23 protein-coding genes are annotated in these 24,812 nt (G+C 58.9%); 14 read left to right on the top strand and 9 right to left on the bottom strand.

Annotated features, from left to right (window positions below; genetic code table 11):
• Window positions 1–43 precede the first annotated feature (43 nt).
• Window positions 44–544 (bottom strand): ferritin-like domain-containing protein, encoded by a 501-nt coding sequence (locus NA78x_RS29610; protein ID WP_425615985.1) that lies wholly within the window; start codon window positions 542–544, stop codon window positions 44–46.
• Window positions 545–925: 381 nt separating this feature from the next.
• Here NA78x_RS29610 and NA78x_RS29615 point away from each other — a divergent pair, with 381 nt between their 5' ends.
• Both NA78x_RS29615 and NA78x_RS29620 read left to right on the top strand, forming a co-directional pair.
• A complete protein-coding gene (locus tag NA78x_RS29615; protein ID WP_425615986.1) occupies window positions 926–2,431 on the top strand; it encodes an MFS transporter in 1,506 nt (501 codons plus the stop codon).
• Window positions 2,432–2,467: 36 nt separating this feature from the next.
• Complete coding sequence (locus NA78x_RS29620; protein WP_425615987.1) at window positions 2,468–2,968, top strand: TrmH family RNA methyltransferase; 501 nt, start codon at window positions 2,468–2,470, stop codon at window positions 2,966–2,968.
• A 20-nt stretch (window positions 2,969–2,988) separates the two neighbouring features.
• On the opposite strand, the gene NA78x_RS29625 is transcribed toward NA78x_RS29620, so the two are convergent.
• The 3 genes from NA78x_RS29625 to NA78x_RS29635 all read right to left on the bottom strand — a co-directional run bounded on the left by NA78x_RS29625 (window position 2,989) and on the right by NA78x_RS29635 (window position 6,512).
• Window positions 2,989–3,429: a hypothetical protein gene (locus NA78x_RS29625; RefSeq protein ID WP_425615988.1), complete on the bottom strand. Its 441-nt coding sequence runs from the start codon at window positions 3,427–3,429 to the stop codon at window positions 2,989–2,991.
• A 45-nt stretch (window positions 3,430–3,474) separates the two neighbouring features.
• Window positions 3,475–3,864, bottom strand: coding sequence for a DMT family protein (locus tag NA78x_RS29630; RefSeq protein WP_425615989.1), 390 nt, complete (start codon window positions 3,862–3,864; stop codon window positions 3,475–3,477).
• Window positions 3,865–4,034: 170 nt separating this feature from the next.
• Window positions 4,035–6,512: a DUF1549 domain-containing protein gene (locus NA78x_RS29635; RefSeq protein ID WP_425615990.1), complete on the bottom strand. Its 2,478-nt coding sequence runs from the start codon at window positions 6,510–6,512 to the stop codon at window positions 4,035–4,037.
• 154 nt (window positions 6,513–6,666) lie between these two features.
• Here NA78x_RS29635 and NA78x_RS29640 point away from each other — a divergent pair, with 154 nt between their 5' ends.
• Window positions 6,667–7,593 carry a DUF4105 domain-containing protein gene (locus tag NA78x_RS29640; protein ID WP_425615991.1) on the top strand — a complete coding sequence of 309 codons (927 nt, stop codon included), beginning with the start codon at window positions 6,667–6,669 and terminating at the stop codon, window positions 7,591–7,593.
• A 12-nt stretch (window positions 7,594–7,605) separates the two neighbouring features.
• On the opposite strand, the gene NA78x_RS29645 is transcribed toward NA78x_RS29640, so the two are convergent.
• Together NA78x_RS29645 and NA78x_RS29650 are read right to left on the bottom strand one after the other, a co-directional pair.
• On the bottom strand, window positions 7,606–8,796 hold the full coding sequence (locus NA78x_RS29645; RefSeq protein ID WP_425615992.1) for a glycosyltransferase: 1,191 nt from the start codon (window positions 8,794–8,796) through the stop codon (window positions 7,606–7,608).
• Window positions 8,796–9,728: an amidohydrolase family protein gene (locus tag NA78x_RS29650; RefSeq protein WP_425615993.1), complete on the bottom strand. Its 933-nt coding sequence runs from the start codon at window positions 9,726–9,728 to the stop codon at window positions 8,796–8,798. Before NA78x_RS29650 ends, NA78x_RS29645 begins: the two co-directional genes overlap by 1 nt.
• Between NA78x_RS29650 and NA78x_RS29655 the strand changes: the two genes are divergently transcribed.
• Together NA78x_RS29655 and NA78x_RS29660 are read left to right on the top strand one after the other, a co-directional pair.
• Entirely contained in the window at window positions 9,727–9,849 is a 123-nt protein-coding gene (locus NA78x_RS29655; RefSeq protein WP_425615994.1) for a hypothetical protein, read from the top strand. The genes NA78x_RS29650 and NA78x_RS29655 overlap by 2 nt on opposite strands.
• Window positions 9,850–9,856: 7 nt before the next feature.
• Window positions 9,857–10,630: a CPBP family intramembrane glutamic endopeptidase gene (locus NA78x_RS29660; RefSeq protein ID WP_425615995.1), complete on the top strand. Its 774-nt coding sequence runs from the start codon at window positions 9,857–9,859 to the stop codon at window positions 10,628–10,630.
• Between the two features lie 7 nt (window positions 10,631–10,637).
• Here the strand turns inward: NA78x_RS29660 and NA78x_RS29665 are convergent, their stop codons facing one another.
• A complete protein-coding gene (locus tag NA78x_RS29665) occupies window positions 10,638–11,123 on the bottom strand; it encodes a hypothetical protein (RefSeq protein WP_425615996.1) in 486 nt (161 codons plus the stop codon).
• 492 nt (window positions 11,124–11,615) lie between these two features.
• On the opposite strand from NA78x_RS29665, the gene NA78x_RS29670 reads away from it, so the two are divergent.
• The 9 genes from NA78x_RS29670 to NA78x_RS29710 all read left to right on the top strand — a co-directional run bounded on the left by NA78x_RS29670 (window position 11,616) and on the right by NA78x_RS29710 (window position 22,715).
• Window positions 11,616–13,286: an FAD-dependent oxidoreductase gene (locus tag NA78x_RS29670; protein ID WP_425615997.1), complete on the top strand. Its 1,671-nt coding sequence runs from the start codon at window positions 11,616–11,618 to the stop codon at window positions 13,284–13,286.
• 24 nt (window positions 13,287–13,310) lie between these two features.
• Complete coding sequence (locus NA78x_RS29675; RefSeq protein WP_425615998.1) at window positions 13,311–13,586, top strand: DUF2934 domain-containing protein; 276 nt, start codon at window positions 13,311–13,313, stop codon at window positions 13,584–13,586.
• Between the two features lie 328 nt (window positions 13,587–13,914).
• A complete protein-coding gene (kdpF, locus tag NA78x_RS29680; RefSeq protein ID WP_425615999.1) occupies window positions 13,915–14,007 on the top strand; it encodes a K(+)-transporting ATPase subunit F in 93 nt (30 codons plus the stop codon).
• Window positions 14,004–15,746, top strand: a complete 1,743-nt coding sequence (gene kdpA, locus NA78x_RS29685; RefSeq protein ID WP_425616000.1) for a potassium-transporting ATPase subunit KdpA — start codon at window positions 14,004–14,006, stop codon at window positions 15,744–15,746. The genes kdpF and kdpA overlap by 4 nt, the downstream gene beginning before the upstream one ends.
• Window positions 15,747–15,801: 55 nt before the next feature.
• Window positions 15,802–17,865, top strand: a complete 2,064-nt coding sequence (kdpB, locus tag NA78x_RS29690; RefSeq protein ID WP_425616001.1) for a potassium-transporting ATPase subunit KdpB — start codon at window positions 15,802–15,804, stop codon at window positions 17,863–17,865.
• Window positions 17,866–17,901: 36 nt separating this feature from the next.
• Window positions 17,902–18,483, top strand: a complete 582-nt coding sequence (gene kdpC / locus NA78x_RS29695; protein ID WP_425616002.1) for a potassium-transporting ATPase subunit KdpC — start codon at window positions 17,902–17,904, stop codon at window positions 18,481–18,483.
• A 294-nt stretch (window positions 18,484–18,777) separates the two neighbouring features.
• Window positions 18,778–19,236, top strand: coding sequence for a hypothetical protein (locus NA78x_RS29700; protein ID WP_425616003.1), 459 nt, complete (start codon window positions 18,778–18,780; stop codon window positions 19,234–19,236).
• Between the two features lie 57 nt (window positions 19,237–19,293).
• Window positions 19,294–22,023: an ATP-binding protein gene (locus NA78x_RS29705; RefSeq protein ID WP_425616004.1), complete on the top strand. Its 2,730-nt coding sequence runs from the start codon at window positions 19,294–19,296 to the stop codon at window positions 22,021–22,023.
• Complete coding sequence (locus NA78x_RS29710; RefSeq protein WP_425616005.1) at window positions 22,020–22,715, top strand: response regulator; 696 nt, start codon at window positions 22,020–22,022, stop codon at window positions 22,713–22,715. The genes NA78x_RS29705 and NA78x_RS29710 overlap by 4 nt, the downstream gene beginning before the upstream one ends.
• 12 nt (window positions 22,716–22,727) lie before the next feature.
• Here NA78x_RS29710 and NA78x_RS29715 read toward each other — a convergent pair whose 3' ends face one another.
• Entirely contained in the window at window positions 22,728–23,609 is an 882-nt protein-coding gene (locus tag NA78x_RS29715) for a hypothetical protein (RefSeq protein WP_425616006.1), read from the bottom strand.
• Between the two features lie 45 nt (window positions 23,610–23,654).
• The gene (preA, locus tag NA78x_RS29720; protein ID WP_425616007.1) at window positions 23,655–24,791 is read right to left on the bottom strand and encodes an NAD-dependent dihydropyrimidine dehydrogenase subunit PreA; all 1,137 of its coding nucleotides are present in this window, start codon (window positions 24,789–24,791) and stop codon (window positions 23,655–23,657) included.
• Window positions 24,792–24,812: the final 21 nt, after the last annotated feature.

Below are 24,812 nucleotides of genomic sequence, written 5' to 3' on the forward strand. Positions count from 1 at the left end.
TCGGTATCAAACGATCTACCAGCGATCTGCTAGGCGCTGACTTCTAAGCTTCGACTTCCTCTTGCGCTTCGTAGTTGATCGCCTGGGCGATCTTCGAAAGCTTTTCGTCAGCAGCCTTCTCTTCACCCAAGGTGAGCTTGAGCAGAGCGAGGGCTTCCTTCATGCCGAGAATCTTGGCGAAGGTGGCCATCGTGCCGTAAGCGGCGATTTCGTAGTGCTCGCACTTTTGGGCGGCGGCGATCAGTGCAGCGTCGGTGACGGCCTCGGGCATGTCCTCTTCCATCACTTCCTTGCCTTCTTCGATCAGCCCCGCCATGCCAGCGCACTTTTTGCCGCGAGCAGGCTTCTCCAGCAGCTTGAAAATCTCTTCCAGCCGGCCGATCTGCTCTTCGGTCTCGGCCAGGTGCGACTCGAAAGCGTCCTTCAACTTTTCGTCGCTGGACGCTTTGGCCAGTTTAGGCAGCGCCTTCGAAAGTTGCTTCTCGGCGTCGTACGTGTCCTTCAAGAGATCCAAAAACAGTTCTTCCAGATTGCTCGCGCTCATGACTTCTATCCTTTGTTGAAACCTGTGTTGAAAATTGGGTGGCGGTTTGCTTGCTGCAGTGCAATCACCGTTCCGTCGCCCGTAGATTCGGCACATTGCCGCAGGATGGCACCAGTTCTCGCCCCTCAGCGGCCAGCGCGGGAGTGAGCCTGACTCGCGCACGTTCTTTGGTTGAACGGAAGACTGCCCGCATGGTCTACGTTCGTTCAAAAAAAGCCTGTTCCCATCAGCCAACATGCGCCGCTCCATGTGAAATCGCTCAGCAAACGAGCCGGCTGGTCAACCAGTGTTCTCGCAAACATCGTCACCCAAAGAACTTGAAGTGCGCGGACCGTGCTGAGCAGATTGTGGATCCTGTTGTCCAATGGGGCCAGCAGGTCGATGAGTTGCTATGGTGAACTGCAGATCGTTGGCGACGCCACCGCGAGCATGCCTGAAAACCAGGTCCCGGCCGACTATACTGCTGGCATGAAACAGCGCAGGAAGCACCAAACGACAGCCGGCAAGGAGGATCCGCTCGCCGGCAGCGCGAACGACGACAACTCCGAACCCAAGCCGTCCGGCATTCTGGCTGGCGACGGTGCCCAATTGGGTCAGGCCCCGCCGGGCGAATCGCGCAACTTCATCATCCTGGTCATCTATCAGGCCCTGATGCGCACCGGCTGGATCTTCAAGACCGAAAGCGTGATCATGCCGGCAGTCTTGGATTCCCTGGGGGGTGCCAAGTGGATGCTGGGCTGTCTGCCCCTGCTCAATCGGTTTGGCCAGAGCATTCCGCCACTGCTGATTGCCCGCCGTATTAAGGTGTTGCCGCTCAAGAGCCGCGCGTTCATCGGCACAACCACCTCGATGGCCCTGATGTTCGCCGGCATCACGGCGATCTGGCTCGTGCGACTCGATCGCTTTCCCATGATCGCTTCGTGGATTTACTTGATCCTGTATGCGATGTTTTTCACGGCCATCGGCATCAATCAACTGACGTACAACACGCTGCAAGGCAAACTCATTCGGCCCACGCGGCGTGGTCGCCTGCTGATGATTGCCGACGTTGTCGGCGTGACTTCGGCGGTGGCCTGCGCCATTCTGCTGCTGCCCCGCTGGCTGCACGAAGGGACCGCCGACTTTGAATGGATCTTTGGCTTCTCGACGTGTCTGTTCGCGGCGGCCTCGCTGATGGCCTGGCAAATTCAAGAACTGCCCGACAACCATCAAGAGCCGCGCAAGCCGCTGCGAAGACTGTTCGACGGAGCCTTACGCACCTTACGAGAAGATGCCAACTTCCGTCGTCTGGCGATTGTCTCGGCGCTCTTCACCACGGCGCTGTTGCTGTTTCCGCACTACCAATCCGAAGCCCGCACCAAGCTGAACCTGGGCTTTCCGATGCTCGTCTGGTGGGTCGTGGCGCAGAATGCCGGCACGGGCATCTTCAGCATTTTGACCGGGCCGATTGCCGACCGCTTTGGCAATCGCCGCGCTCTGATCATCTGCACGTTTCTGATCTGTGCCGCACCCCTTGTCGCCGCGCTCCTGCTCACACAAGAAGACCTTGGCAAGAATTCGTTCTCGCTCGTGTTTGTCTTGATCGGCCTGACCCCCGTCGCCCAAAAGACGTTCAACAACTACACGCTCGAGATTTCCCCCGCTAGTGAACACCCGCGCTACCTAAGTACGCAGAACCTGTGCATGGCAGCGCCGCTGTTCCTGTCGCCGCTCGCAGGCTATCTCGTTGGCGTCATCGGCTTCCTGCCCGTTTCGCTCGGCATTACGGCCATGCTCTTCACCGGCTTCCTGCTCAGCTTTGGTCTCGTCGAACCTCGTGAACGGCTTCCCGGTTCGCCCGTCTTTGACACTGGCGGTGATAGCTCGATTGATGACACAGCCATTTGAATCCCTGACCTCTGATCCCTAGCCCCTACTCCCGCCATGGAACCTTTCGAACATCTTCGCCACAAACCACCGACGGCTCTTGAGCGGCCGCGGGAACTGATCATTGTCTGCGCTCCGCTGCGTAGTAATGTGAACCTATCGAACATGCTGCGGACCGCCGGTTGCTGCGGCATTTCGCGGGTTGTGGCCTGCGGTAATCCGAGCATTCACAAGTCGATTGCCCGCGATGGTGCCGAGCAAGTGCAGCTGGAAGTACATCGCACGCTCGAACCGGTCCTCAAGCAACTGAAGGCCGAAGGCTATCCGCTCATCGGCCTCGAGCAAACGACGGGCGCGCATAACTTGCACACCTATTCGTTCCCGCGCAAGGCCGCACTGGTGCTCGGCAACGAACGAACGGGCCTGACCGAAGACCAGTTGCGTTGGATGGACGCCTGTGTCGAGATTCCCGTCTATGGCCTGCCGTTCAGCTACAACGTGGCCACTTCCGCGGCACTTGCGATGTACGAATACTGCCGCCAATACCCGCAGGGGTAATTCACCGGCCAACGGATGCGTTACGCAAGGTAATAGGCCAGCACGGCGCCGAGCAGACCAACGTAGCCAAACCAGATCCAAAGCCCAAATCGAAAGCGAATAAAGGGGGCGACGGTGAACGGCAAGAGAAGGGTTAGCAGAAACGGTATGGGGATCCACAAAGTTTGACGAAAGTTAACGCTTGTGCGAGGCTCGTTGTACGACGTATAGGCTTGAAAACTGCCCACATACTGTCTGTGTGGATCCATCATTGCCCAATCCATTTCAAAGCCTACCCAACCTCGCGGAGTCCGCATGAAGTAGTACGAGAGATTGCCGTCATACAACTGCAGCATCACTTCGTCAGTTCCCGAACGATAGCTATACGAGATACCGGCGAATAGGCTAACGAGCCAGGCGACCGCCAGCAGTCCACTCACTGCTACGGGAAGATACTTGGCGATTGCAAAGAATCGGTGCATCGTCCTATTGTGGCAGTCCACTCCCATGCCGGGCAACTCAAACCGTTACTCTACCTTCGTAAAGCCCGTGCTGAAGACGAAGTACGCTGCTGCCGCCATGCAGCCAGCGGCAGCGAGATAGTTCCACTTCAGCGGCTCGCCGAGCAGCCAGAGCGAGACCGGCACGAATACGCTGAGAGTGATGATCTCTTGCAGGATCTTCAGCTGGCCAAAGTTCATGCCCGCGGCATGGCCGTAGCGATTGCCCGGCACTTGCAGCATGTATTCGAAGAAGGCGATTCCCCAGCTGATGAACACAATCGCCAGCAGCGTCTTGTTCCGCAGAAAATCCCACTTCAGGTGCAAGTACCACGCGCAGAGCATGAAAAAGTTTGAAGCAACCAGCAGCGCGATTGACCAGGTGAGCGACCAGGTCTGACTCTTTCCGGCATCCATGCAAATCTTCTCTCTTAAAGTAGCCCGACGCGTCAGCGAGGGTGAGCGCTGTCGCTCTTTCGATGCGCACTCGGTCTGAACCGTCCGCGCATTCGAACGATTCAGCAGAGATGCGAGGCGCTAACAACCACCGCGCTCCCCTCGCTGACGCTTCGGGCTACTAGGGAATGTTACCTGACAAACAAAAACTGTTTGCTGTTGATAATCGCCCAGAGCAGATCTTGGTAGACCTCTTCCGCGTTATCGTGCTCGGCGAGAAACTGCTCGGCCTGCGTTTGCTCGGCAGCGGAGGGGAGCCGACTAAGCGTGGCGAGATAAATTTCCTCGACGATCTCAGCCGTGGGCTTCTTCGCTTTGAGCAACTTGGCGAGGCGGCCGTTCTTGTCGGCGATTTTGCTCATCAGCGTATCGCCGTTCAGCGTGTGCAGGGCCTGGGCCAGGCTGGGATCGAGCGGGCGTTCGCATTCGCACACACTCACTCGCTTAGGCTTGCCAAAGGTCGCCAGGAAGTAGTCGGCGTATTCGGCATCGGGCAGTTCGATGGCCCGCGTTCCCAGCGGCAGGTTCTTGTACTTGGTCTGCACCAGCGTGACGCGATCGAGCGCGTCGACGAGCGGTTCGGCCGTCAGCCGCTTCACGGCAAAATGGCTATAGAAGACGCTATCGGCCGCGTTACTTTTGGTGGGTTGCGAGTCGAGTTGATAGAGTCGCGAGTTCATGATCTCGCGCATCAGGTGCTTCAAGTTGAAATTGCTGTCGACGAATGTCTTGGAGAGCGCCGCCATCATGGCTGGATTGCTGGGCGGGTTGGTCGAACGCAGATCATCGACGGGCTCGACGAGCCCGCGACCGAGCAAGTACGCCACGTAACGGTTCACCACGTTCTGGGCAAAGTAGTTGTTGTCCTTGCTGGTGAGCCAGGCGGCGAGTGGCACGCGGCGATCGAGCGGGTGCTCCATCTCGGCCGCTTCGAGCGCTTTGGGCTTGAGCAGCGCGTTGGTACGTGGATGACGGACATCGCCCGTATCGCGCACGACGACGATCTGCTCGCCGCCAAAGAGCCCGAACTCTTCGCTGGTCTTGGTTCCCACGCGCGAGAAGAACGCAGCCATTCCGTAGTAATCTTCCTGGCTGTACTTCTCGAACGGGTGATGGTGGCACTTGGCACATTCCATTCGCACGCCGAGGAACAACTGAGCCGTCGATTCGGCCAGGGCCGACGAATCGCGATGGATGCGAAAGTAGTTGGCGGGACCAACGCTATAGAGCGAACCGCGGGCGGTGATCAGTTCGCGGACGAAACCATCGAAGGGCTTGTTCGTGCGGAACGATTCGCGAATCCAGTTGTGCATCGACCACATTCCCTGCTCGCCGAGACTGGCACTCGTGTTGCGCAGCAGATCGGACCATTTCAGCGACCAATAGGCCGCGTAAGCATCGTTGTAGATGTCTTGCGCGGGATCGCCGGTCAGGCCCAACAGGCGATCGACAAGCTTTTTTCGCTTATCGGGATCTTGCGAATCGAGAAACGTGCGCACTTCTTCGGGCGTGGGCAGCGTACCGATGGAATCGAGAAACGCGCGGCGGATGAACGTGGCGTCATCACAGAGCGGCGAAGGTTCGATGCCCAGTTCGCGAAACTTGGCGACCGCCAGCGCATCAATTTGGTTGTTGTCTTTCCAATCTGCCAACTCGATCGTCTCGGCATAAGGAATGACGAACAGCGTCGTATCGGCCTGCCCTTCGTAGCGGACCATCACGCCGCCTTGGCCCTTGCCAATCGTAGTGACGAGCCCCTCGCGTGTGACGGCAGCAACGCCATCGTCGAGAGAATCGAACTTGGACCAGTGCGTCACATCGTGCCGCTCGCCATCCGCATATTCGGCTTCGACGCGCAACTGTTGCGACATGCCCACCTGCCCCAAGCGTTCTTTGGGGAAGACGTGCAACTTGATGACGGCGTTTTCGGTCTTCGCGGGCTTGATGGCGCCCCCTTGGATCCAAGCGACAAGCATTTGATAGTCAACGGAGTTCTTCTCCAGCCGCTTGCCACCGCCGTGCGGCGTTTGCATGGTTGGCTTGAGCAAGATGAGGCTCTGTTCGGGATCGACCAGGCTCACGCGGCGACCGATGGAATCGCGGACCATTGCCTCGCGGTCCTTATCGGGCTCGAAGCCAAACACCGAGAGCTTGAAGCCACCCTGGCCATGTTGCGCGGCGTGGCAGGCGGCCATCGCACAGCCATTCTTGGCGAGGATCGGACGAACCTGTTCGAGATATTTTACCTCGGGCCGTTCCACAATCCCGCTGACGGTCACGGGCACTTCCACCGTCCGGGCACTTTGCGAAATCTTGATCGTCGCCGTGCCATCTTTCACCGCTTGCAGCTGACCGCTGGCGGAAACCGTAACGACGCTGGCATCGGACGATTCGAACTTCGCTAGCGAGGTGACGTCGTTGCTCTGGCGCGAGATTTTCCCTTCGCTGCTGGCATCGGCTTCGACCACGACCAGTTGCGCGAGGGCAAAGTTGGCGTCGAGCTTCACTTCGGCGGGGATCGCAATCAGCGGAGCATCGTCCGCCAGCGTCACCGTGGTAGCCATGGCGACGCAGAGAAAAGTCGCGATTCTCAGGCGAGATCCGAACATGAGAGAGACCCTCGGTCGGCCGTGGGAAAGTTGGTGAGCTGAGTTCAGGCGGGAAGATCCGATTATGGTCGATCGGCGGCGGCAATGCCAGAGAAAGCAGTTGCTCTTGCTGCCACCAAGCGATTTCGCTATCAGTCCATCGAAAATGGGTGCCATGGCCACTTTGCGAACCAGCCCGAAGCTCTCTTTACCAGCGATCTGCCGGCCGGGACGCTGCTTGGCTGTGGCGGCGCTAGTGATGTTCGCGCTGATAAGCCTCGCGGGCTGCAAAGGGGCGACCTCGGTAGCCAATGGAACCCAACCGCCCGAGCTGCCGACGATCGCCACGGCTTCGAACGATCGAAATTGGGTCGTCGAACACAAGGTCCTCGCCGAAGCGAAGATGACCGGCGATCAGATTACGATTCACAACGTGCGCGATGCCGAGTTCTTTAACTACCGCGATTGCCTCGTCGATTACTACGACAAAACCTTCAAGCTGGGCGATGTGCAGAACGTCGACTACCTGGTAGTGCCGTTCAACGAGCAACGAGCCCTGGCGCATACGATGCTCAGCTTTGGGTTGGCCGATGGCGACCGCGTGGGCGTCTCGGTCGAAGTGCGACTTGAGCAAGGCGAGGAATATCACCCGGCAACGGGTCTGCTCGGGCAGTTCGAAATCATCTATGTCGTCGCCAGTGAGCGGGACCTGGTGCGAGTGCGGATCGAGCACCGCGATTGCGATGTGTATGCCTATCGCGGCAACTCCACTCCCGAACAAACGCAGGCGCTGCTGGTTGATATGTTGCGGCGAGTGAATCAGCTGCGGACGAAACCAGAAATGTACGACACCATCAGCAACAACTGCACGACGAACATCGTGCAGCACATCAACAAGCTGGCCCCCGGCAAGATTCCGCAGGACTATCGCGTGCTGCTGCCGGGATTTTCCGATCAGCTGGCTTATGAGTTAAAGCTGATCGATACCAGCTTGCCCTTCGAAGAGACCAAGCGGCGTGCGCGGGTGAACGATCTGGCGCTCAAGTATCGCGACGACCCGAACTTCTCAGCCCGCATTCGCGGCGAACGAGTCGCCCGCTAACTTCCTGCTGGCTCACACGCGATTCGCGCGCAGTTCGGCAAGTGCATAGTGCGTATCGCGCCAGCGAATACCACCTCGCCAGAAGGTGAGAATCATTGCTCGCCATTGAATGTAGGCAAACAGAGCCACCGCCAGCGGAAAGCCGAAGATCGTCGTCAGGCGCATGTTCATCGAGCGGGCAAAGCGTCCGACCATGACCATCTGGATCAGCACCGCGGCGAGAAAGAACCAGCGCGAGGGACCGGGCACTAGCCAAATCGCCAGGTAGGGTAAGACGTTGAAGGTGAGCGAAAAGAGCGAGGAGAACACCGTGAGGCCAATGCGGTAATCGACGCCGGAGAAGGCGTTTTTTTCGAGCCCGACGATGATCTCGTTCAGCGACGAGTACCACTCGACGGCGATCATGCCCATGCCATGCACCAGGTCTTGCCGGAAGCCGTTCTTCTTGACGATCTTGCCGAGTTTCATGTCGTCGTCGGGGCGCATGCGAATCGGTTCGTGCCGGCCGATCTTTTCATACACACTGGCCCGAATGAGATTGAACGCACCGATTCCCACATGCGCGGGGCTGTTTGGGTTGCGAATCAGCCAGGGTTTGACAAAGAGCGTGAAGTAGATCGAAAACGTCACGACGAACGACTGCAGCAGCCAGGCGTGCATGTTGACGTCCGGCGTGGCGGCCAGATGGTCGACGTTGTGCGAGACAGCATAGTGAATCGCGCGGCGGAGAGCCGTTCGTTCGAACACAATGTCAGCATCGGTGAAGAGGAGCCACTCGCCGTCGGAGTGATCGGCCCCCAGTTGCAGCGCGTGGTTTTTGCCGAGCCAACCTGCGGGCAATTCCGTCACGTGGACCACATTTAACTGCGGAAACTCTGCGGCCAAACGCGAGAGGATCGGGCCCGTTTGATCGCGCGAGCGATCGTTGACGAGGGTGATCTGCAGGTTCGGATAGTCGATGGCCACGAGCGAGCGGACGGCCTCTTCGATGTTGCGCTCCTCGTCCTTCGCACCGGCAATGAGCGAAATTCGTGGTAGCGGCGCTTCAGCATCGCCAGGCAAGGGGACGTCGGCGAGCTTCTGCACGCAGCGATCGCTGTAAGCGAGTAGCAGCAGCATGAAGAGCGAAACGACGGCGGTGAAAATCGAAAGTGCGAACAGAGCCCACTGCAGGCCGAGAATCGCTTGCTGCCAGAAGTCCATTAAGCGAGTCCCAGAATCCGGCGGGCATTGCCGCGATAGATCTTCTGCTGCACATCGGCTGGCAACTGCAATTTTTGCTCGAACAGATCGAACTGCGGCACTGCTTGACCCGGTGCAAGGAAGTCGGTGCCGAACATGATGCGATCTTGCCGCCGAATGAGAAACTCTTTGCCAAATTCCAAGTCGCGGCTGATTGCACCCGCTCCGCTGCCCGCCGACAAGTCGGCGAACAGGTTGGGATATTTTTCCATCAGGGCGTCCATCGCACCACCGGGTGCAACTTTCCCCTTGGGATAGCCGCCGAGATCGACCTGCGAAGTATCGCCGCTGATGGAAGCCCACCAGCCTGGACCGTGGCCGATGAACTGACACAGGGGATGAGTTTCAACCGCCTTGGCTAAACCAGGGAGGCCGGGTTTATCGAGATTGCGTTGATTGTCGAGATGAAACAGCAGCGGCCACTTCAATTCGTGACAGGCCGCGTACAGGGCCATGTTGCGCGGATCATCGATGGCAACGCCCGGCTTGTGTTCGCCAAAACCCTTGGCGCCGGCGTCGCGATACTTTTCGAGCATCGTCAGCAGACCCTTCGCGCCACCGTTATAGCTGGTGCGCGGATCGACGCAGCAGAAGGGAATCAAGCGATCTCGAAACGTACTTGTTTGCTGCAAAACGTAGTCGCTGGTAAGCAGATAGCTCGACGATTCTGGCGAGACCAGCGGCAGCACCACGGCCTGCGCGATCTTGTGGGCATCCATCCACCGCAGCAGTTCTTCCGCCGTCAAAGGCTGCGTGGTGTTCCACGTTTGCCCGAGGTGCGTGTGCATATCGACGTAATCGCCCGGCGGGAACTTCTTCTCCTGGGCGCTTAGCTGGATTTGACTTGCCGCCGCGATGGCTGCCGAAGTTGCGAAGAATTGCCGTCGATGCATGAGCAAGTCGCTCCTCACGTATTTTCACAAGCTGGAAGCCGATACCGCTTTATTCCACAGGCTCGAAGCCTATGCCACAGGGATGCAGGGGGCAAGCATTGCCACGCGATTGCTGACATAATTGCCCGATGCCTGCTCTCGAACCAACCCCAACATCACGCGCGAACATCGCTGCCCTGCTTTTCGCGATGACGTATCCGACGCTGCTGACGTGGATCTATTTTACGTTGCTCAAAGATTCGCCGGGCACCTATCAACAGGCAGCGTTTGGCGTCGGCAAAGTGATTCAGTTCGGCTTTCCCGCGTTCTGGGTCTTCTGCGTGCTGCGACGACCGCTCACGATCCCGCGACCTATTTCGCGCGGCCTGTCCGTCGCACTGATTGTGGGTGTACTGCAACTAGTCGCGGGCTTGGCTGTGTATCAATTCTGGTTGAAGCCGAGCGGATTGTTCGCCGCACCGATGCAAGAGATGCTCGCCAAGTTACGCGGTTTTGGTCTCGACTCGCGCGTGGGCTTCGTGATTCTCGCCGTCGGCTATTCGGTCATCCACTCTTGGCTGGAAGAGTACTACTGGCGCTGGTTCGTTTTCAATGAACTGCGGCCATCGATTGAACGAGCGGCCGATTCAACCAGCAGCGAATTCACCCCGGCGACAATCCGCGCGATCATCATTTCCAGCCTGGCCTTTGCCGCGCATCATGTGCTGGTGCTGGCCGGCTATTTTCGTTGGGATTCACCATGGACATATATCCTCTCTGCCTGCGTCGCAGCGGGCGGAGCAATCTTTGCGTGGCTTTATGTGCGCAGTCGCTCACTCTATGCCCCGTGGCTCGCGCATGCTTGTGCAGATGCGGTGATCTTTTTGATTGGCTTTGATCTGCTCGGCGGACAGCTGAAGTAGCCGTCACTCATTTCGCGTTCGGTGCGGCGGCAACTTGTACCGGTCGTGGCATGGCTGCAGCCCAAGCAATGATCCGCTCGGCGATGTTTCCCTCAGCCGGCACCTGGCCGACCAGTGTGAAAGTTTGTTCCTGCAGATGCACGCTGAAACAATCGACCAGTTCGGCCGCCTGCCGCAGCAACGTCGCGGTTTCCTCGCTTGTTGCGGGCTGAGAAAGCAGCACGACGGCTTCTGAGGTGCGCTCGCGCGTCATCCAAACGAGGCGGCCCTTGTCGGCCTTGAGCAGGCGCCCGTGAAAATAGCCGCGTCGCAACTGCGCCGCTGAATTGAACTGCACAACCCGCTCGCCGCCAAAGAACAAACTGAAACTGCCATCGCGACGAAAACCCGCAACCACGGGTTCTATTTCACGCGGCAGCAAGTACTCCGCGCGTTCCACAAGCGCGGTTGCTTCCCGCAGCAGATCTTCGCGATCGGATTCATTCCGGGCCATGCTAAAACGCTCTATCCAAACTTGCTGAAGCAAATAGCATGATTGTAGCGTTTTATGAAGCCTTCTTCCGTCTCGCTCCGGTGGCAGCAGCCGTCTTAGCTGATTTCACCCGCGCGACCTTGGGCCGGGCGGTGGCATGTAACTGTTCGCGTACTTGGTGGGCATCCTGTGTTGAAAATGGGTGCCAAGCTCGCCGTCTGCAGTGCAATCACCGTTCCGCCGCTCGCAGATTCGGCGCATTGCCGCAGGATGGCACCGGTTCTCGCTCATCAGCCGCCAGCGCGCGAGTGAGCTTAATCGCTGCGTGTAGTTTGGTTGAACGAAAGACTGCCCGCATGGTCTACGTTCGTTCAAGAAATGGCTCAATCGCACGCAGGAAATTGAGTAAGTGCGACTCTCCGGCTGGACCGAGAATTGCATTCACTGCTGAGTCATCAGCGCGAATCTATTCAGCGCGCTGTCGCTAGTGATTCCGTTCTTGGAGATCGCCGCATGTCCACTGTTAAGCTCCCTTCCGAATCACTTTGGCAATCGGCACCGCGACCAAAGTTCAAAAAGGTAACCAAATCGGCTGAATACGACGCCGTTGTGGTGGGTGGCGGCATCACCGGGCTGACTGCTGCTTACTTACTGAAGCAGGCGGGTAAGAAGGTCGCCGTGGTCGAACGGGACCAGATCGGCTTTGTCGACACGGGACTAACCACCGCGCACCTCACGTATGTCACCGATCAGCGGTTGCCAGCGCTCGTCAAACAATGCGGCAAGAATGCAGCTCGGCTGGTGTGGCAAGCCGGAGCTCAGGCGATTGACACCATCGAGCAGATTGCGACCGAATTGGAAATCGACTGCGACTTTCATCGCTGCGATGGCTACCTGCACGAATCGATTTGTGGCAAGCAAGACGAAACGAAATCACTCGAGCAAGATGCCGCCTTGGCGAAGGACTTGGGGTTTGATGCCGAGTTTGTTCCGAGTGTTCCGTACTTCAATCGCCCTGGTGTAAAGTTCGCTCGGCAAGCGAAGTTTCATCCGCTGAAGTACATCTCTGCTCTGGCAACAGCCATCGAGGGACAAGGGAGTCACGTTTTTGAAGGCTCTGAAGTGACAGAATTCCAAACCGATCCGCAGGCTGTGATGGTCGATCGCCATCAGCTGCACGCCGAGTACCTCGTGATCGCTACGCACGTTCCCCTGGCTGGCAAAACGGGCCTCCTTAGTTCCACTCTCTTTCAAGCGAAGCTGTTCCCGTACTCGTCGTATGTGATTGGGGCGAAGATCCCTCGTGGTCAGCTGCCGGTGGCGTCGTTTTGGGACACTAGCGATCCGTACTACTACCTGCGCGTGGAAGCGGGCAAAGCCAAGGACTACGCCATCTTCGGTGGCCAAGATCACAAGACAGGCCAAGTCGACAGCGAGCAAGCGTTTCAGGATTTGCGCAAAGTCCTGACCGTCATCATTCCGGAGGCCCAACCCGATCGACAGTGGTCGGGGCAAGTGATCGAAACGAATGACGGGCTGCCCTACATCGGCGAAACGGCCGAGCGGCAGTTTGTAGCGACTGGCTTTAGCGGCAACGGCATGACGTTCGGCACGCTCGCGGGCTTGATGGCTCGCGAAGCGATGCAGGGGAAGAAGAATCCGTGGCAGGAGCTCTTCAGTGTGAATCGGCAATCGTTAAAGGGACTGTGGGATTCACTCAGCGAGAATATGGACTACCCCTACTACTTTGCAAAAGATCGCTTGGCGCCCGCCGAGGGTTCGAGCGCCAGCGACGTGCTTGCCGGCGAAGGCAAGATTCTCGCTATCAATGGGCAGCGAGTGGCTTGCTCGCGCGATGAGTCCGGCAAGCTCTCTACCGTCTCGGCCGTGTGCACGCACATGGGCTGCTTAGTGCATTGGAACAAAGCGGAAACCACCTGGGATTGCCCTTGTCACGGCTCGCGCTTCAAACCATCGGGCGAAGTGCTGGTCGGGCCAGCAGAGTCTCCACTGGCGGCCATTACCATTCCCGTCGAACCAAAAAAGACGGCCAAAAAGAAGGTTGCAGCCAAGACCGCGAAGAAAGCAACAGCGGCCACCAATGGCAAGCCAAAGGCAGCGCCTCAAAAACAAACGACGGCGAAGAGAACGACCGCGAAGAAAGCACCAGCCAAGAAGAAGTAGAGCACCAGAGAAGAGGAGCTAAACATGCCGGAACACGATGAACTTGGGGCAGCCATTCGCAATGCCGCCTATGCCCGCTGGGAACAGTTGGGACGTCCACATGGCCACGATTTGGAACACTGGCTCGCAGCGGAACGAGAGCAGCGGGCCGCCGCCTGCGAAACCGCTGATTTCAACGACTTGGTCCAAGAGACCTCCGAAGAATCATTTCCCGCCAGTGATCCGCCTGCCTGGACCGGCGCCAGCGGCTCGCCCAGTGAACACGAAGAGCCGATCGATTCGCATCGGCAGACGTCGTAAGTGGAATGGTAGGTCACATCGGCCCGATGTGACCTTGAATTGGCAATTGTCCAGTCGACTCGCTCCTCAAGCTCACATCCGGCGGATGCGAGCTACCGAGCTGTTGATACTTTCTTAGCGCGCCGGGTGCCGATCTTTGCACCCTTTTGATGCGCTCCTGGCGATACTTCCAGCAGACGACACGGGGCCGTGGCTTCAGCCGCGGCACGAGGTCGCAAGGCAGGAGAGTTTGCCGTGGATTTTCTAGTGCTGGCCCTGGGCTTGAGTTTCTTCGCCGTGAGCGGCGGACTCGTCGGCCTGTTTCACGTTCTGCAGCAAGGAGCCTGAAATGGATTGGACTTATAGCTTGTCCGCCGTGGTCGCACTCGGCCTGGCGATCTATCTAACCGTGGCCCTGCTGAAGCCGGAGTTATTCTCGTGACCCTCAATGGCTCGATTCAATTGATCCTGTTCGTAGCGACGATCCTGCTGATCGCCAAGCCCATCGGGTTGTACATGGCCTGGGTCTATGACGGCAAGACTCGCCTGCAGCGCTGGCTGTCGCCGCTCGAAGCCCGCTTGTATCGCTGGTGCGGCATCGATGCCGATCACGAGATGACCTGGCAGCAATATGCTGGCGCGGTGTTGTCGCTGAGTGTGGTCGGCTTTGTGTTGCTGTACTTGATGCAGCGGGTGCAGAACCTGCTACCGCTGAATCCGCAACAGCTGCCGGCCATCACCGCCGATTCGTCCTTCAATACGGCTGTCAGTTTTGTGACGAACACGAACTGGCAAGGTTACGGCGGCGAAGCCACCATGAGCTATCTGACGCAGATGCTCGGTTTAACCGTGCAGAACTTCGTTTCTGCCGCGACCGGCATGGCCGTGATGGCAGCGCTCGCTCGCAGCTTTACGAAGGTGCAGTCGAGCACGATTGGCAACTTTTGGGTCGACCTGTTTCGTGGGACGACGTACATCCTGGTGCCGATGTCGCTGGTCCTGGCGTTGCTGCTCGTTTCGCAGGGCGTGGTGCAAACCTTTGCGCCCGCTCAAACGGCGACGCTGCTCGAACCCACGACCAATGCCGAAGGCCAGGCAGTAACGGAAGTTGCCATTCCCCTGGGACCGGCTGCGTCGCAAATTGCGATCAAGCAGCTGGGTACCAACGGGGGTGGCTTCTTCAATGTGAACTCGGCTCATCCGTTCGAAAACCCTACGCCGCTGAGCAACTATCTGCAGTTGGTGTCGATCCTCGCCATCGCCGCGGGCTGGTGTTACACGTTCGGTGTGATCGTCGGCGAAACTCGCCAAGGCTGGGCGTTGCTCGCCGCCATGACCATTGTCTTTGTCGTGCTGCTGGGTGTCTGCGTTTTCAGCGAGCAAGCAGGTACTCCTGTATTGACTGCTGCTGGTGCCGATCTAATCGCCACCAACGAATACCCCGGCGGCAACATGGAAGGGAAAGAAGCCCGCTTCGGCATCGTCAATTCTGCCTTGTGGGCGACGGCAACCACCGCCGCGTCGAACGGCAGTGTGAACTCGATGCACGATTCGTTCACGCCACTGGGTGGTCTCGTCCCGATGTGGCTGATGCAACTGGGCGAGGTGATCTTCGGCGGCGTCGGTTCGGGATTGTACGGCATGCTCGTCTTCGTGATTGTCGCCGTCTTCATCTCCGGGCTGATGGTCGGCCGTACTCCCGAGTATTTGGGCAAGCGGATCGAAGCTTTCGAAATGAAGATGGCTTCCCTGGCGATCTTGCTGCCGTGTGCCACGGTCCTGCTGGGCACGGCCATCGCGCTGATGTGCGAGCAGGGCCGCGCCACCATTTTCAATCCTGCGACGCATGGCTACAGCGAAGTGCTGTACGCGTTTTCATCGGCGGGCAACAACAACGGCAGCGCGTTTGCGGGCCTGGGAGCGAACACGCCGTTCTATAACCTGGCGCTGGGCATCGCGATGCTCATCGGCCGCTTCTGGGTCATGTTGCCCGTGCTGGCCATCGCCGGGTCGATCGCGTCGAAGAAACGAATCGCGGCGACCGCAGGCACTTTGCCCACGCACACTCCTCTGTTCGTTGGGCTCCTGATTGGCGTCGTAATGGTCGTGGGCGCACTCAGCTTTATTCCGGCACTGGCGCTGGGACCGATTGTCGAGCACTTGCTGCTCTTCTCTTCCTAAGGACCGGCTTCCTGACGCTCAGCTTCCAAAACAACACTCCAACAACGCTACTTCCATGACTACCAAAGTTCGTTCCCTCTTCGGCAACTCACAGATCGTGCGCGAAGCACTCCTGGCTTCGCTGGCCAAGCTCGATCCGCGCGTGCAGATCAAAAACCCCGTGATGTTTGTGGTCTTCATCGGCAGCATCCTCACGACGGTCCTGTTTTTGAAATCCTGGCAAACGCCCGGCGAATCGCCGCTGTTTGTCGGTGCCATTTCGCTCTGGCTGTGGTTCACCGTCCTGTTTGCGAACTTCGCCGAAGCCATCGCCGAAGGTCACGGCAAGGCTCAGGCCGATACGCTCCGCAGCTCTCGTCAGCAGGTTCCTGCCAACAAGATCTACGATCGCGCGAAGATGCTCACTGCCTCCACACCGGCCAGCAACTTGCGCCCCGGCGATGAAGTGCTGGTCCGCGCGGGTGAAGTCATTCCCGCCGATGGCGAGGTCATTGAAGGTGTCGCCTCGGTCGACGAAAGTGCCATCACCGGCGAAAGCGCACCTGTCGTGCGCGAAAGTGGTGGTGACCGCAGCTCGGTCACCGGCGGCACGCGCGTCGTTTCCGATTCGCTGATCATTCGCGTCACCACCATGCCGGGCGAGAGCTTTCTCGATCGTATGATTGCGATGGTGGAAGGTGCCAAACGTCAAAAGACACCGAACGAAATCGCCCTCGCGATTCTGCTCGCTGGCTTTACGATCATCTTTCTACTGGTCACCGCCACGCTGCTGCCGTTTTCGCTCTACAGCGTCGAAGTGACCGGGCAAGGTTCGCCGATCACGATTGCGGTCTTGGTGGCGCTACTGGTCTGTTTGATTCCTACGACGATCGGCGCGCTCCTCTCGGCGATCGGCATTGCCGGCATGAATCGCCTGAGCCAGGCCAACGTGATTGCCATGTCGGGCCGCGCGGTGGAGGCAGCCGGCGACATCGATGTGCTGCTGCTCGATAAGACCGGCACTATCACGCTCGGCAATCGCCAGGCTACTGCTTTTTTGCCAGCTGACGGCGTGACGCCCGCGGAACTGGCCGATGCCGCGCAGCTTTCGTCGCTGGCCGACGAAACTCCGGAAGGGCGCAGCATAGTGGTACTCGCGAAGCGCGACTTTGGTCTGCGCGGTCGCGATCTCGATCAGTTGCACGCCACCTTCATCCCGTTCTCGGCCAGCACGCGCATGAGCGGCGTCAACTTGCCCGGTCACGAAGTGCGCAAAGGTTCCGCTGACGCAATCGAAAAATATGTGCAACAAGCGGGGGGCAGTTTTCCCAAGGGTCTGCGCATGCAGGTCGATCAGATCGCCCATAGCGGTGGTACGCCTCTCGTAGTGGCCGATGGCTCCCGTGCGCTGGGAGTGATTCAGCTCAAAGACATCGTCAAGGGTGGCATTCGCGAACGCTTCAGCGAACTGCGTCAGATGGGGATCAAGACAGTCATGATTACCGGCGACAATCCGCTCACGGCAGCCAGCATCGCCGCCGAGGCGGGCGTCGATGACTTCCTCGCCGAAGCCACGCCCGAAGCGAAGCTGAAACTCATTCGCGACTATCAGCAAGGCGGCCGCCTGGTCGCCATGACGGGTGACGGCACGAACGACGCCCCCGCACTCGCCCAAGCTGACGTCGCAGTCGCGATGAACTCCGGCACGCAAGCCGCGAAAGAGGCCGGCAATATGGTCGACCTCGATTCCAACCCCACCAAGCTGATTGAGATCGTGAACATCGGCAAGCAACTGCTGATGACGCGCGGCGCGCTCACCACCTTCAGCATTGCCAACGACGTGGCCAAGTATTTTGCGATCATCCCGGCAGCCTTCGCCTCGACCTATCCGGCGCTCAAGGCCCTCGACGTGATGAATTTGCATTCACCGGCCAGCGCCATTCTGTCGGCGGTGATCTTTAACGCGCTCATCATCGTGGCGCTCATCCCGCTGGCACTCAAAGGGGTGAAGTATCGACCCGTGGGTGCCGCGCTCATCCTGCGCGACAACCTGCTGATCTACGGCCTCGGCGGCCTGATCGTCCCGTTCATTTTCATCAAGCTCATCGACCTGCTCCTTGTAGCGATCGGTCTGGCTTAATTACCAACACAATACAATCGTCAGTGAGATACACACATGAACTTCCTTAAACAAACCTGGTCGGCCCTGGCGATGCTGCTGCTGCTGACAGTCCTCACCGGCGTCCTTTATCCGCTCGTCGTCACTGCTGTGGCGGCGGTTGTCTTTCCACATCAAGCGGGGGGCAGTCTGATTGTGGTCGACCGCAAGATCCAAGGCTCCGCGCTGCTTGGGCAGTCGTTCTCCGAGCCAAAGTATTTTTGGGGGCGACTCTCGGCGACGGGTCCATTCCCGTACAACGCGGCCCTATCGAGCGGATCGAACTACGGTCCGCGTCATCCGGCCCTGCAAGCGGCTGCCGAAGCGCGAGCGGCGGAACTGCGAAAATATGATCCTCAGCTGAAGCAGATTCCCGTCGATCTGCTCACGTCATCGGGCAGTGGCCTCGACCCCCACATCAGTCCCGCCGCCGCGGCGGTGCAAGTTGCGCGCGTGGCCAAAGAACGCAACATCTCGCCGGAAGCCGTTCAACAGCTCGTGGCGAAGCATACGGAACAGCGACAATTGGGCCTGCTCGGCGAACCGCGCGTGAATGTCCTGCTGCTCAATCGCGACCTGGATGCCGTCGCTGCGAAGTGATCACTGCTCGACCAGTAGGTCACATCCGCCGGATGTGACTTTGATTCGCTGGCCTGCGCAAAACGCCAATTCCGGTCACCTCGGGGCGATGTGACTTGCGTAAAGATAGACGCCATGTATGAAAAAATAGCTCAAAAGATGATTGACAACAGATCACCGCCGTGCGCTAATTGCAAGAGGTTCTCTTACGAGTGACGTGGCCACGCTCCGCCGTGGCTGCTGGTTTTGCGCGCGCGAATCCAGTGACGCGAGAACAACCTTGGGGTCGCAACCAGACAGAATTGGAGCCCGTTGATGGCTGAGTCATTTCTGAACTTCAACAGTGTTCTGCTGACGCGCAGCGACAATCACCAGTGCCAGCGAGCTCGAAATCTGGCGCGAGTGAAACGGATAAGGAATGGTTTTCAGACGATCGTCAGAATGAAGGGCGGCGTAAGTCGCAACTGCTTGGAACGGAATAGGTTGCACACTGATCGTGACGAACAAAATGGTCGAAAAAAGTTATCAAATGGTTTTCAGACGATCGTCAGAATGAAGGGCTGGCTGAATCGCAACTGGCGAAACTGCAAGAGGTTGCGACGATCAGCCCTATCAAAAAAGATCGCGAAAAGGTTATCAAATGGTTTTCAGACGATCGTCAGAATGAAGGCTGCCAATCTGGTAACTGCAATAATGACAAGACCTTGCAGTGAGGGCCAGAATGAAAAGAACGGGCAAAATGGTTATCAAAAGTGGTTATCAACCAGCGAATAGGGAGCCGGCCATAATCGACGCGGGGGCTACTCTACTTGCCAGTTAGAATGACATTCGATGAACGAGTCGCGGCCCAATCCCGATGTTCTGCTCAGTCAGGTTCAGGCCGAAATGGCCCGCGCCCACCGCGGGCAGCTGCGCATCTTCTTCGGCTATGCGGCGGGAGTCGGCAAGACCTACGCCATGCTGCAAGAGGCTCGCAGCCGCCGCGGGGCGGGACTCGATGTGGTCGTGGGATATGTCGAGCCTCATGGCCGGCAAGAGACAGAATCGCTGTTAGCCGGCTTCGAAGTGATCCCGCCGCGCACGGTTATGTATCGTGATTTGCAGTTACGAGAATTCGATCTCGATGCCGCCCTGGCTCGCAAGCCCGCTTTGATTCTGGTCGATGAACTGGCTCACACCAATGCCGAAGGATCGCGGCACGCCAAACGCTGGCAAGATGTCGAAGAGTTGCTGGCGGCGGGCATTGATGTTTATTCGACACTCAACGTCCAGCACATCGAGAGCTTGAATGATGTCGTGGCGCAAATCACCGGTGTGGCCGTGCGCGAGACATTGCCCGACGATGTCTTCGACCGGGCCGATGAGATTGAACTGATCGATATCACGCCCGAGCAACTGGTCGAACGACTGCAAGCTGGCAAGATCTATCTCCCCGCGCAAGCTCAGCGGGCCATCCAGAGTTTCTTTCAGCGCTCGAATCTCGTCGCACTGCGCGAGATTTCGCTGCGACGCTCGGCCGATCGCGTGGGCGAAGATGTCCGCTCCGAGCGCGATACGCGCGGCGAACGAACTACCTGGCCGACGAACGATAAATTGCTCGTGTGCGTCAGTCCCAGTCCGCAATCGGCCAAGTTGATTCGCACGGCCAAGCGCATGGCCAGCGCCTTGCATGCCGAGTGGATCGCCGCTCACGTCGACAACATCCCGCTCCTTTCCTCCGCCGCCCGTGAGCAACTCACCAGCAATTTGCGACTGGCAGAACAACTGGGGGCCGAAACCGTCACGCTGGGCGGCGCGAATGCGGCCGAGGAGATTGTGACCTACGCGCGCGACCAGAACGTCACCAAGATCATTGCCGGCAAGACCGAAACGCCGCGTTGGCAGTCGTTGCTGTTCGGTTCGTTCCTCGATAGCTTGCTGCGGCAAAGTGGCGAGATTGATGTGTATGTGATTCGCGGGCAAGTCACGCGCGGCAATGGTGAAGCAGCGACGACGCGACCTGCGAACACGCCGAAGCCCTTCGATTGGCGACCTTATGGCTGGACGACACTGATCGTAGCGGTCTGCTCGCTGGTGGCAGCAGTCATGTTCTGGTTCGAACTGGCCGAATCGAATCTGGCGATGACGCTTCTACTGGGCGTGGTGGCCGCTGCGGCCTGGTATGGCCGCGGGCCGGGCATCTACGCCTCGGTGATTGCCGTGCTGATCTTCGATTTCTGCTTCGTTCCCCCGCAACTCACGCTCGCGGTTTCCGATGTTCAGTACCTGATTACGTTCGCCGTGATGCTGGCCATTGCGATTGCCATCAGTACGCTCACCGCCCGCATTCGCGGGCAAGTTCTGGCGGCGAGGCAGCAGCAGCGTCGTGCCGAAACGCTGTATCGCTTGAGCAGGCAACTCGCCGCAGTTTCCGGCAGCGAGTTCTTGCTGAATCTGGCCGCCAAGCAAATCGCTGAGCTCTTTCGGGGCGAAGTGGCCACTTACTTGCCAGCCGACGATGAGCAGCTACAAGTGCGAGTGGGCAAGAATACAGCGATTGCGCGCCAGCCGAACAGTCTGGGAGTAGCGCAGTGGGTAATGACGAACGAGCAGACAGCTGGCCTAGGGACTGAAACGCTGCCTCACTCCGCGGCGATGTTCATTCCGCTGGTGGGTTCGCAGTCGACGATGGGCGTGCTGGCGGTCCGGCCGGAAGATCCTGAATTGCTCCGCGTTCCTGAACAGAAGCAGATGCTGGAAGCCTGTGCGGGGCAACTGGCTCTGGCCCTGGAACGCGATCGCCTGGCTCTCGAAGCCAGCCAGGTGATGCTCGAAGCCGAGACTGAACGGCTCCGCAGTTCACTATTGAGCAGTGTGTCGCACGATTTGCGCACCCCACTGTCTTCAATCGCCGGCGCGAGTAGCAGCCTGCTGCAATCGACGACCGCGGCCGATGCTCCAGTCCGCCAAGAATTACTGCAATCGATATTCGACGAAGCGAATCGTCTCAATCGCCTGGTCGACAACTTGCTGGAGATGACCAAGATCGAATCCGCGGGGCTGCAGGTTCACAAGCAATGGGAAGTGGTCGAAGAGATCGTTGGTGCGGCGCTCCATCGCCTCGATGACGCGCTGGCGAGTCGTACAGTCACCGTGAAGATTCCGCCGCAACTACCGCTGGTCGAAATGGATGGTCTGCTCATCGAACAGGTGTTAATCAACCTGCTCGATAACGCGCTGAAGTACACGCCGGCCGACTCACCGCTGGAGATTGTCGTGACGAGCGATGCTCGCGCATGCACGATCTCTGTCTGTGATCGTGGCGCGGGCATTCGAGCCGATGATGAACGGCGGATCTTCGAGAAGTTCTATCGGGGCGAAGCAGCGGAGTCGCGCTCACGGGGCGTCGGCTCCGGTTTGGGATTGGCCATCTGCAAGGCGATTGTCGAAACGCATGGCGGCCAGATCCGGGCCGAGAACCGCGCAGGGGGCGGAGCCTGCTTCGTCTTCTCGCTTCCGGCCACGCACACTCCGCCTTCGACCACCGACGCACAGCCTACAGAATCGGCGGGGGCCCTATGACCGCCGACGCTCCACTCATTTTGATCATCGAAGACGAAGCACCCATCCGGCGGTTCCTGCGGGCCTCTCTGGCCGAGCAAGGCTATCGCTTCAACGAAGCCGAGACGGCGAAAGAAGGGCTGCAATTGGCCGCGGCCCAGCCTCCGGACTTGATCGTGCTCGACCTGGGATTGCCCGACATGAATGGCCTGGAGGTAATGCGGCAGATTCGCGATTGGTCGCAAGTGCCCATCATCATCGTCTCGGCTCGCGGCCAGGAACACGACAAAGTGCTGGCGCTCGATGCCGGTGCCGACGATTACCTGACCAAGCCGTTTGGTGTCGGCGAGCTCCTCGCGCGCATTCGGGTGGCCTTGCGACACTCGACCCAGACCAGCAAACCGGCTAACTCGATTTTCACCGCTGGCACCCTGAAGGCCGATCTTGTCGCGCGGCGGATCTGGGTGAGCGACGAGGAAGTGCATCTCACGCCGACCGAGTATCGGCTGCTGACCACGCTCATTCGTCATGCCGGCAAGGTCCTCACGCAGCGGTTCTTGCTGAAAGAAGTGTGGGGGCCCGATCAGGTTCACGAAGGTCATTACCTGCGCGTCGCGATGGCCAAGCTGCGTGCCAAGCTCGAAGCGAATCCTGCTCGTCCGCAACTCATCCTCACCGAAGTGGGCGTGGGCTATCGGCTGAATGTCGATTGAAGAACGATGAGCTTACTCAAACAGTTCGGCATCTTCCGGAAGCGTCCCGGGTGGCGGATCGGGAATTCTCGCTGCCTGAATTCGTCCCACGGCGTGGCCGCCGACGACTGCCGCGCCGTACAGAATCAGGCTGCCCGTGCGAGTGGTCGGAATCACGTCTCCTGCGGCGCCGCCCAGGTAAGTGCCGTAAGCCGGGTAGAGCAAGCGGTAAGCTTCGCGTTGCTCTTCCGCCGTGCCGTACTCTTCCAAGTAACTGAGCGCGTCGTTGGTGGCGACCGCTTCGTGCCAGAGTGGCGCTACCGGCAGCAAGTACACCGCTGCATAGGTTCCCGGCCAACGACGGCGAGCAAAGTCCTTGGCGTGTCCTCCTTCGTGCAGTGCGATCGGGGGCGCATCGCTATAGATGCTGATGGTGTTGGTGAACGGGTTGTAGTGATCGCCACCGAAGACGCGCCCCGGGAAGATGGTGTAGCCCAGGCACGCGAGCGTTCCGAGCGAATAGCGCCAGCCCCAGCCCACGCGCTTGTTGGCTACCAGTCGTCGCCATTCGCCGCCGGGGTCATACTGGTTCAGACGAACCTTCACGGCCAGCAATTCGTTGTTCGCCAGATACTCCGCGATTGCGGCTTCGGTCTCGGGCGAAATGTGATGGTTGTTAACGCGGCGATCCCACAAGATCACTTTATCGGGAATGCCCACGACCCAGCCAATGCCATCCAGAACCGGATACGGCTGGCCCCGTTCAATCTGCGGTTCGTTGCTGGCGAGCAGTTCTGCAGGCTCTTGGTAGTCGGAACTGAAGCCACGACGATACGGCGAAGTGACGCAGCCAGACAGCAGCAGGCAGACGCAGATCGGCGCCAGGCGCAAGCAGGGATTCAGCCACAGAGACATTGGCTTTCAGTACTGAAATCCAGCGTGGGCGACAAGAGCAATCGGTTAGTTGCGGGCCAACGCATCGCTTTGCTTGACGAAGGCGTCCCCTTGCCAGTCGGTGTCTTTGTTCACCGTACTCTTCGGCGGAGTGCCTTTCGCAGAGGCTTTGGCTGCAGCCCTCGCTTCCGCCTGGCGCTGGACCAGATCGTGATGCGTGGTGAAGTACTGCAGGCTGTGACCTTTGAAATCGCTGATGGTTTCGAACTGGTGCTGCGCCATGAAGGCCAGCAGATCGTCCTTCATCTTCTTCACGCAGTCGTAGCCAACCTTCATCACGCCGGTGCAGACCTGTACGGTATCTGCGCCAAGCAGAATGAACTGCGCGGCATCCGCGCCGGTCTCGATGCCGCCGATGCCACTCAGCGTGCGACCAGGAAAGTGATTGCGAATGGCTTCGGCACATTCCTTGACCATCCGCAGAGCAATGGGCTTCACGGCCAGGCAGCTGTAGCCGCCGGGCGTGCTGTAGCCTTCGACCGTCGGCTCGGGACGAAGCGTGTTGAGATCGACGCTCGTCACCGAGAGAATCGTGTTGATCGCACTCACGCCTTGGCAGCCGCCACGAAAGGCAGCGAGAGCCGTTTCGTCGATGTGCGTGATGTTCGGGGTCAGCTTGGCCCAGACGGGAATCTTGGCGACAGACATTACCCAGCGGCAGACTTCTTCCATCAGTGCGCAGTCTTGTCCCATCGCCGAGCCCATTTTGCGTTCGGGCAAGCCATGCGGGCAGGAGAAGTTCAATTCAAAGCCGGCCACGCCCGTCTCTTGTGTGCGCTCTACGATCTCGCACCAGCGGTCTTTGTTGTACTCCTCCATGATCGACGCGATCACGACCCCCTCGGGATACTTGTCCTTCAATCGCTTGAATTCATCGAGCCAGACGTCGAAGGGGCGATCGGAGATGAGCTCGATATTCTGCCAGCCGATGATCTGGCCGCTCTCGCTGCGCAGTCGGGCATAGCGAGGCTGGACGTTGATCACCTTGTCGGCATCGAGCGAGATGGTCTTGGCAATCACCGCTCCCCAGCCTTCGTCGAAGGCTTTGCCGATGACGTTGCCGTTCGTCCCGGGCGGACCGCTGCCGATGATGAAGGGGTTGGGAAGTTTGAGGCCGTCTACGGTAGTGGCGAGTGTAGGCATGGTGGATTCACGCGGTCGATC

Source organism: Anatilimnocola aquadivae, from assembly GCF_049819085.1.
GTDB lineage: Bacteria > Planctomycetota > Planctomycetia > Pirellulales > Pirellulaceae > Anatilimnocola.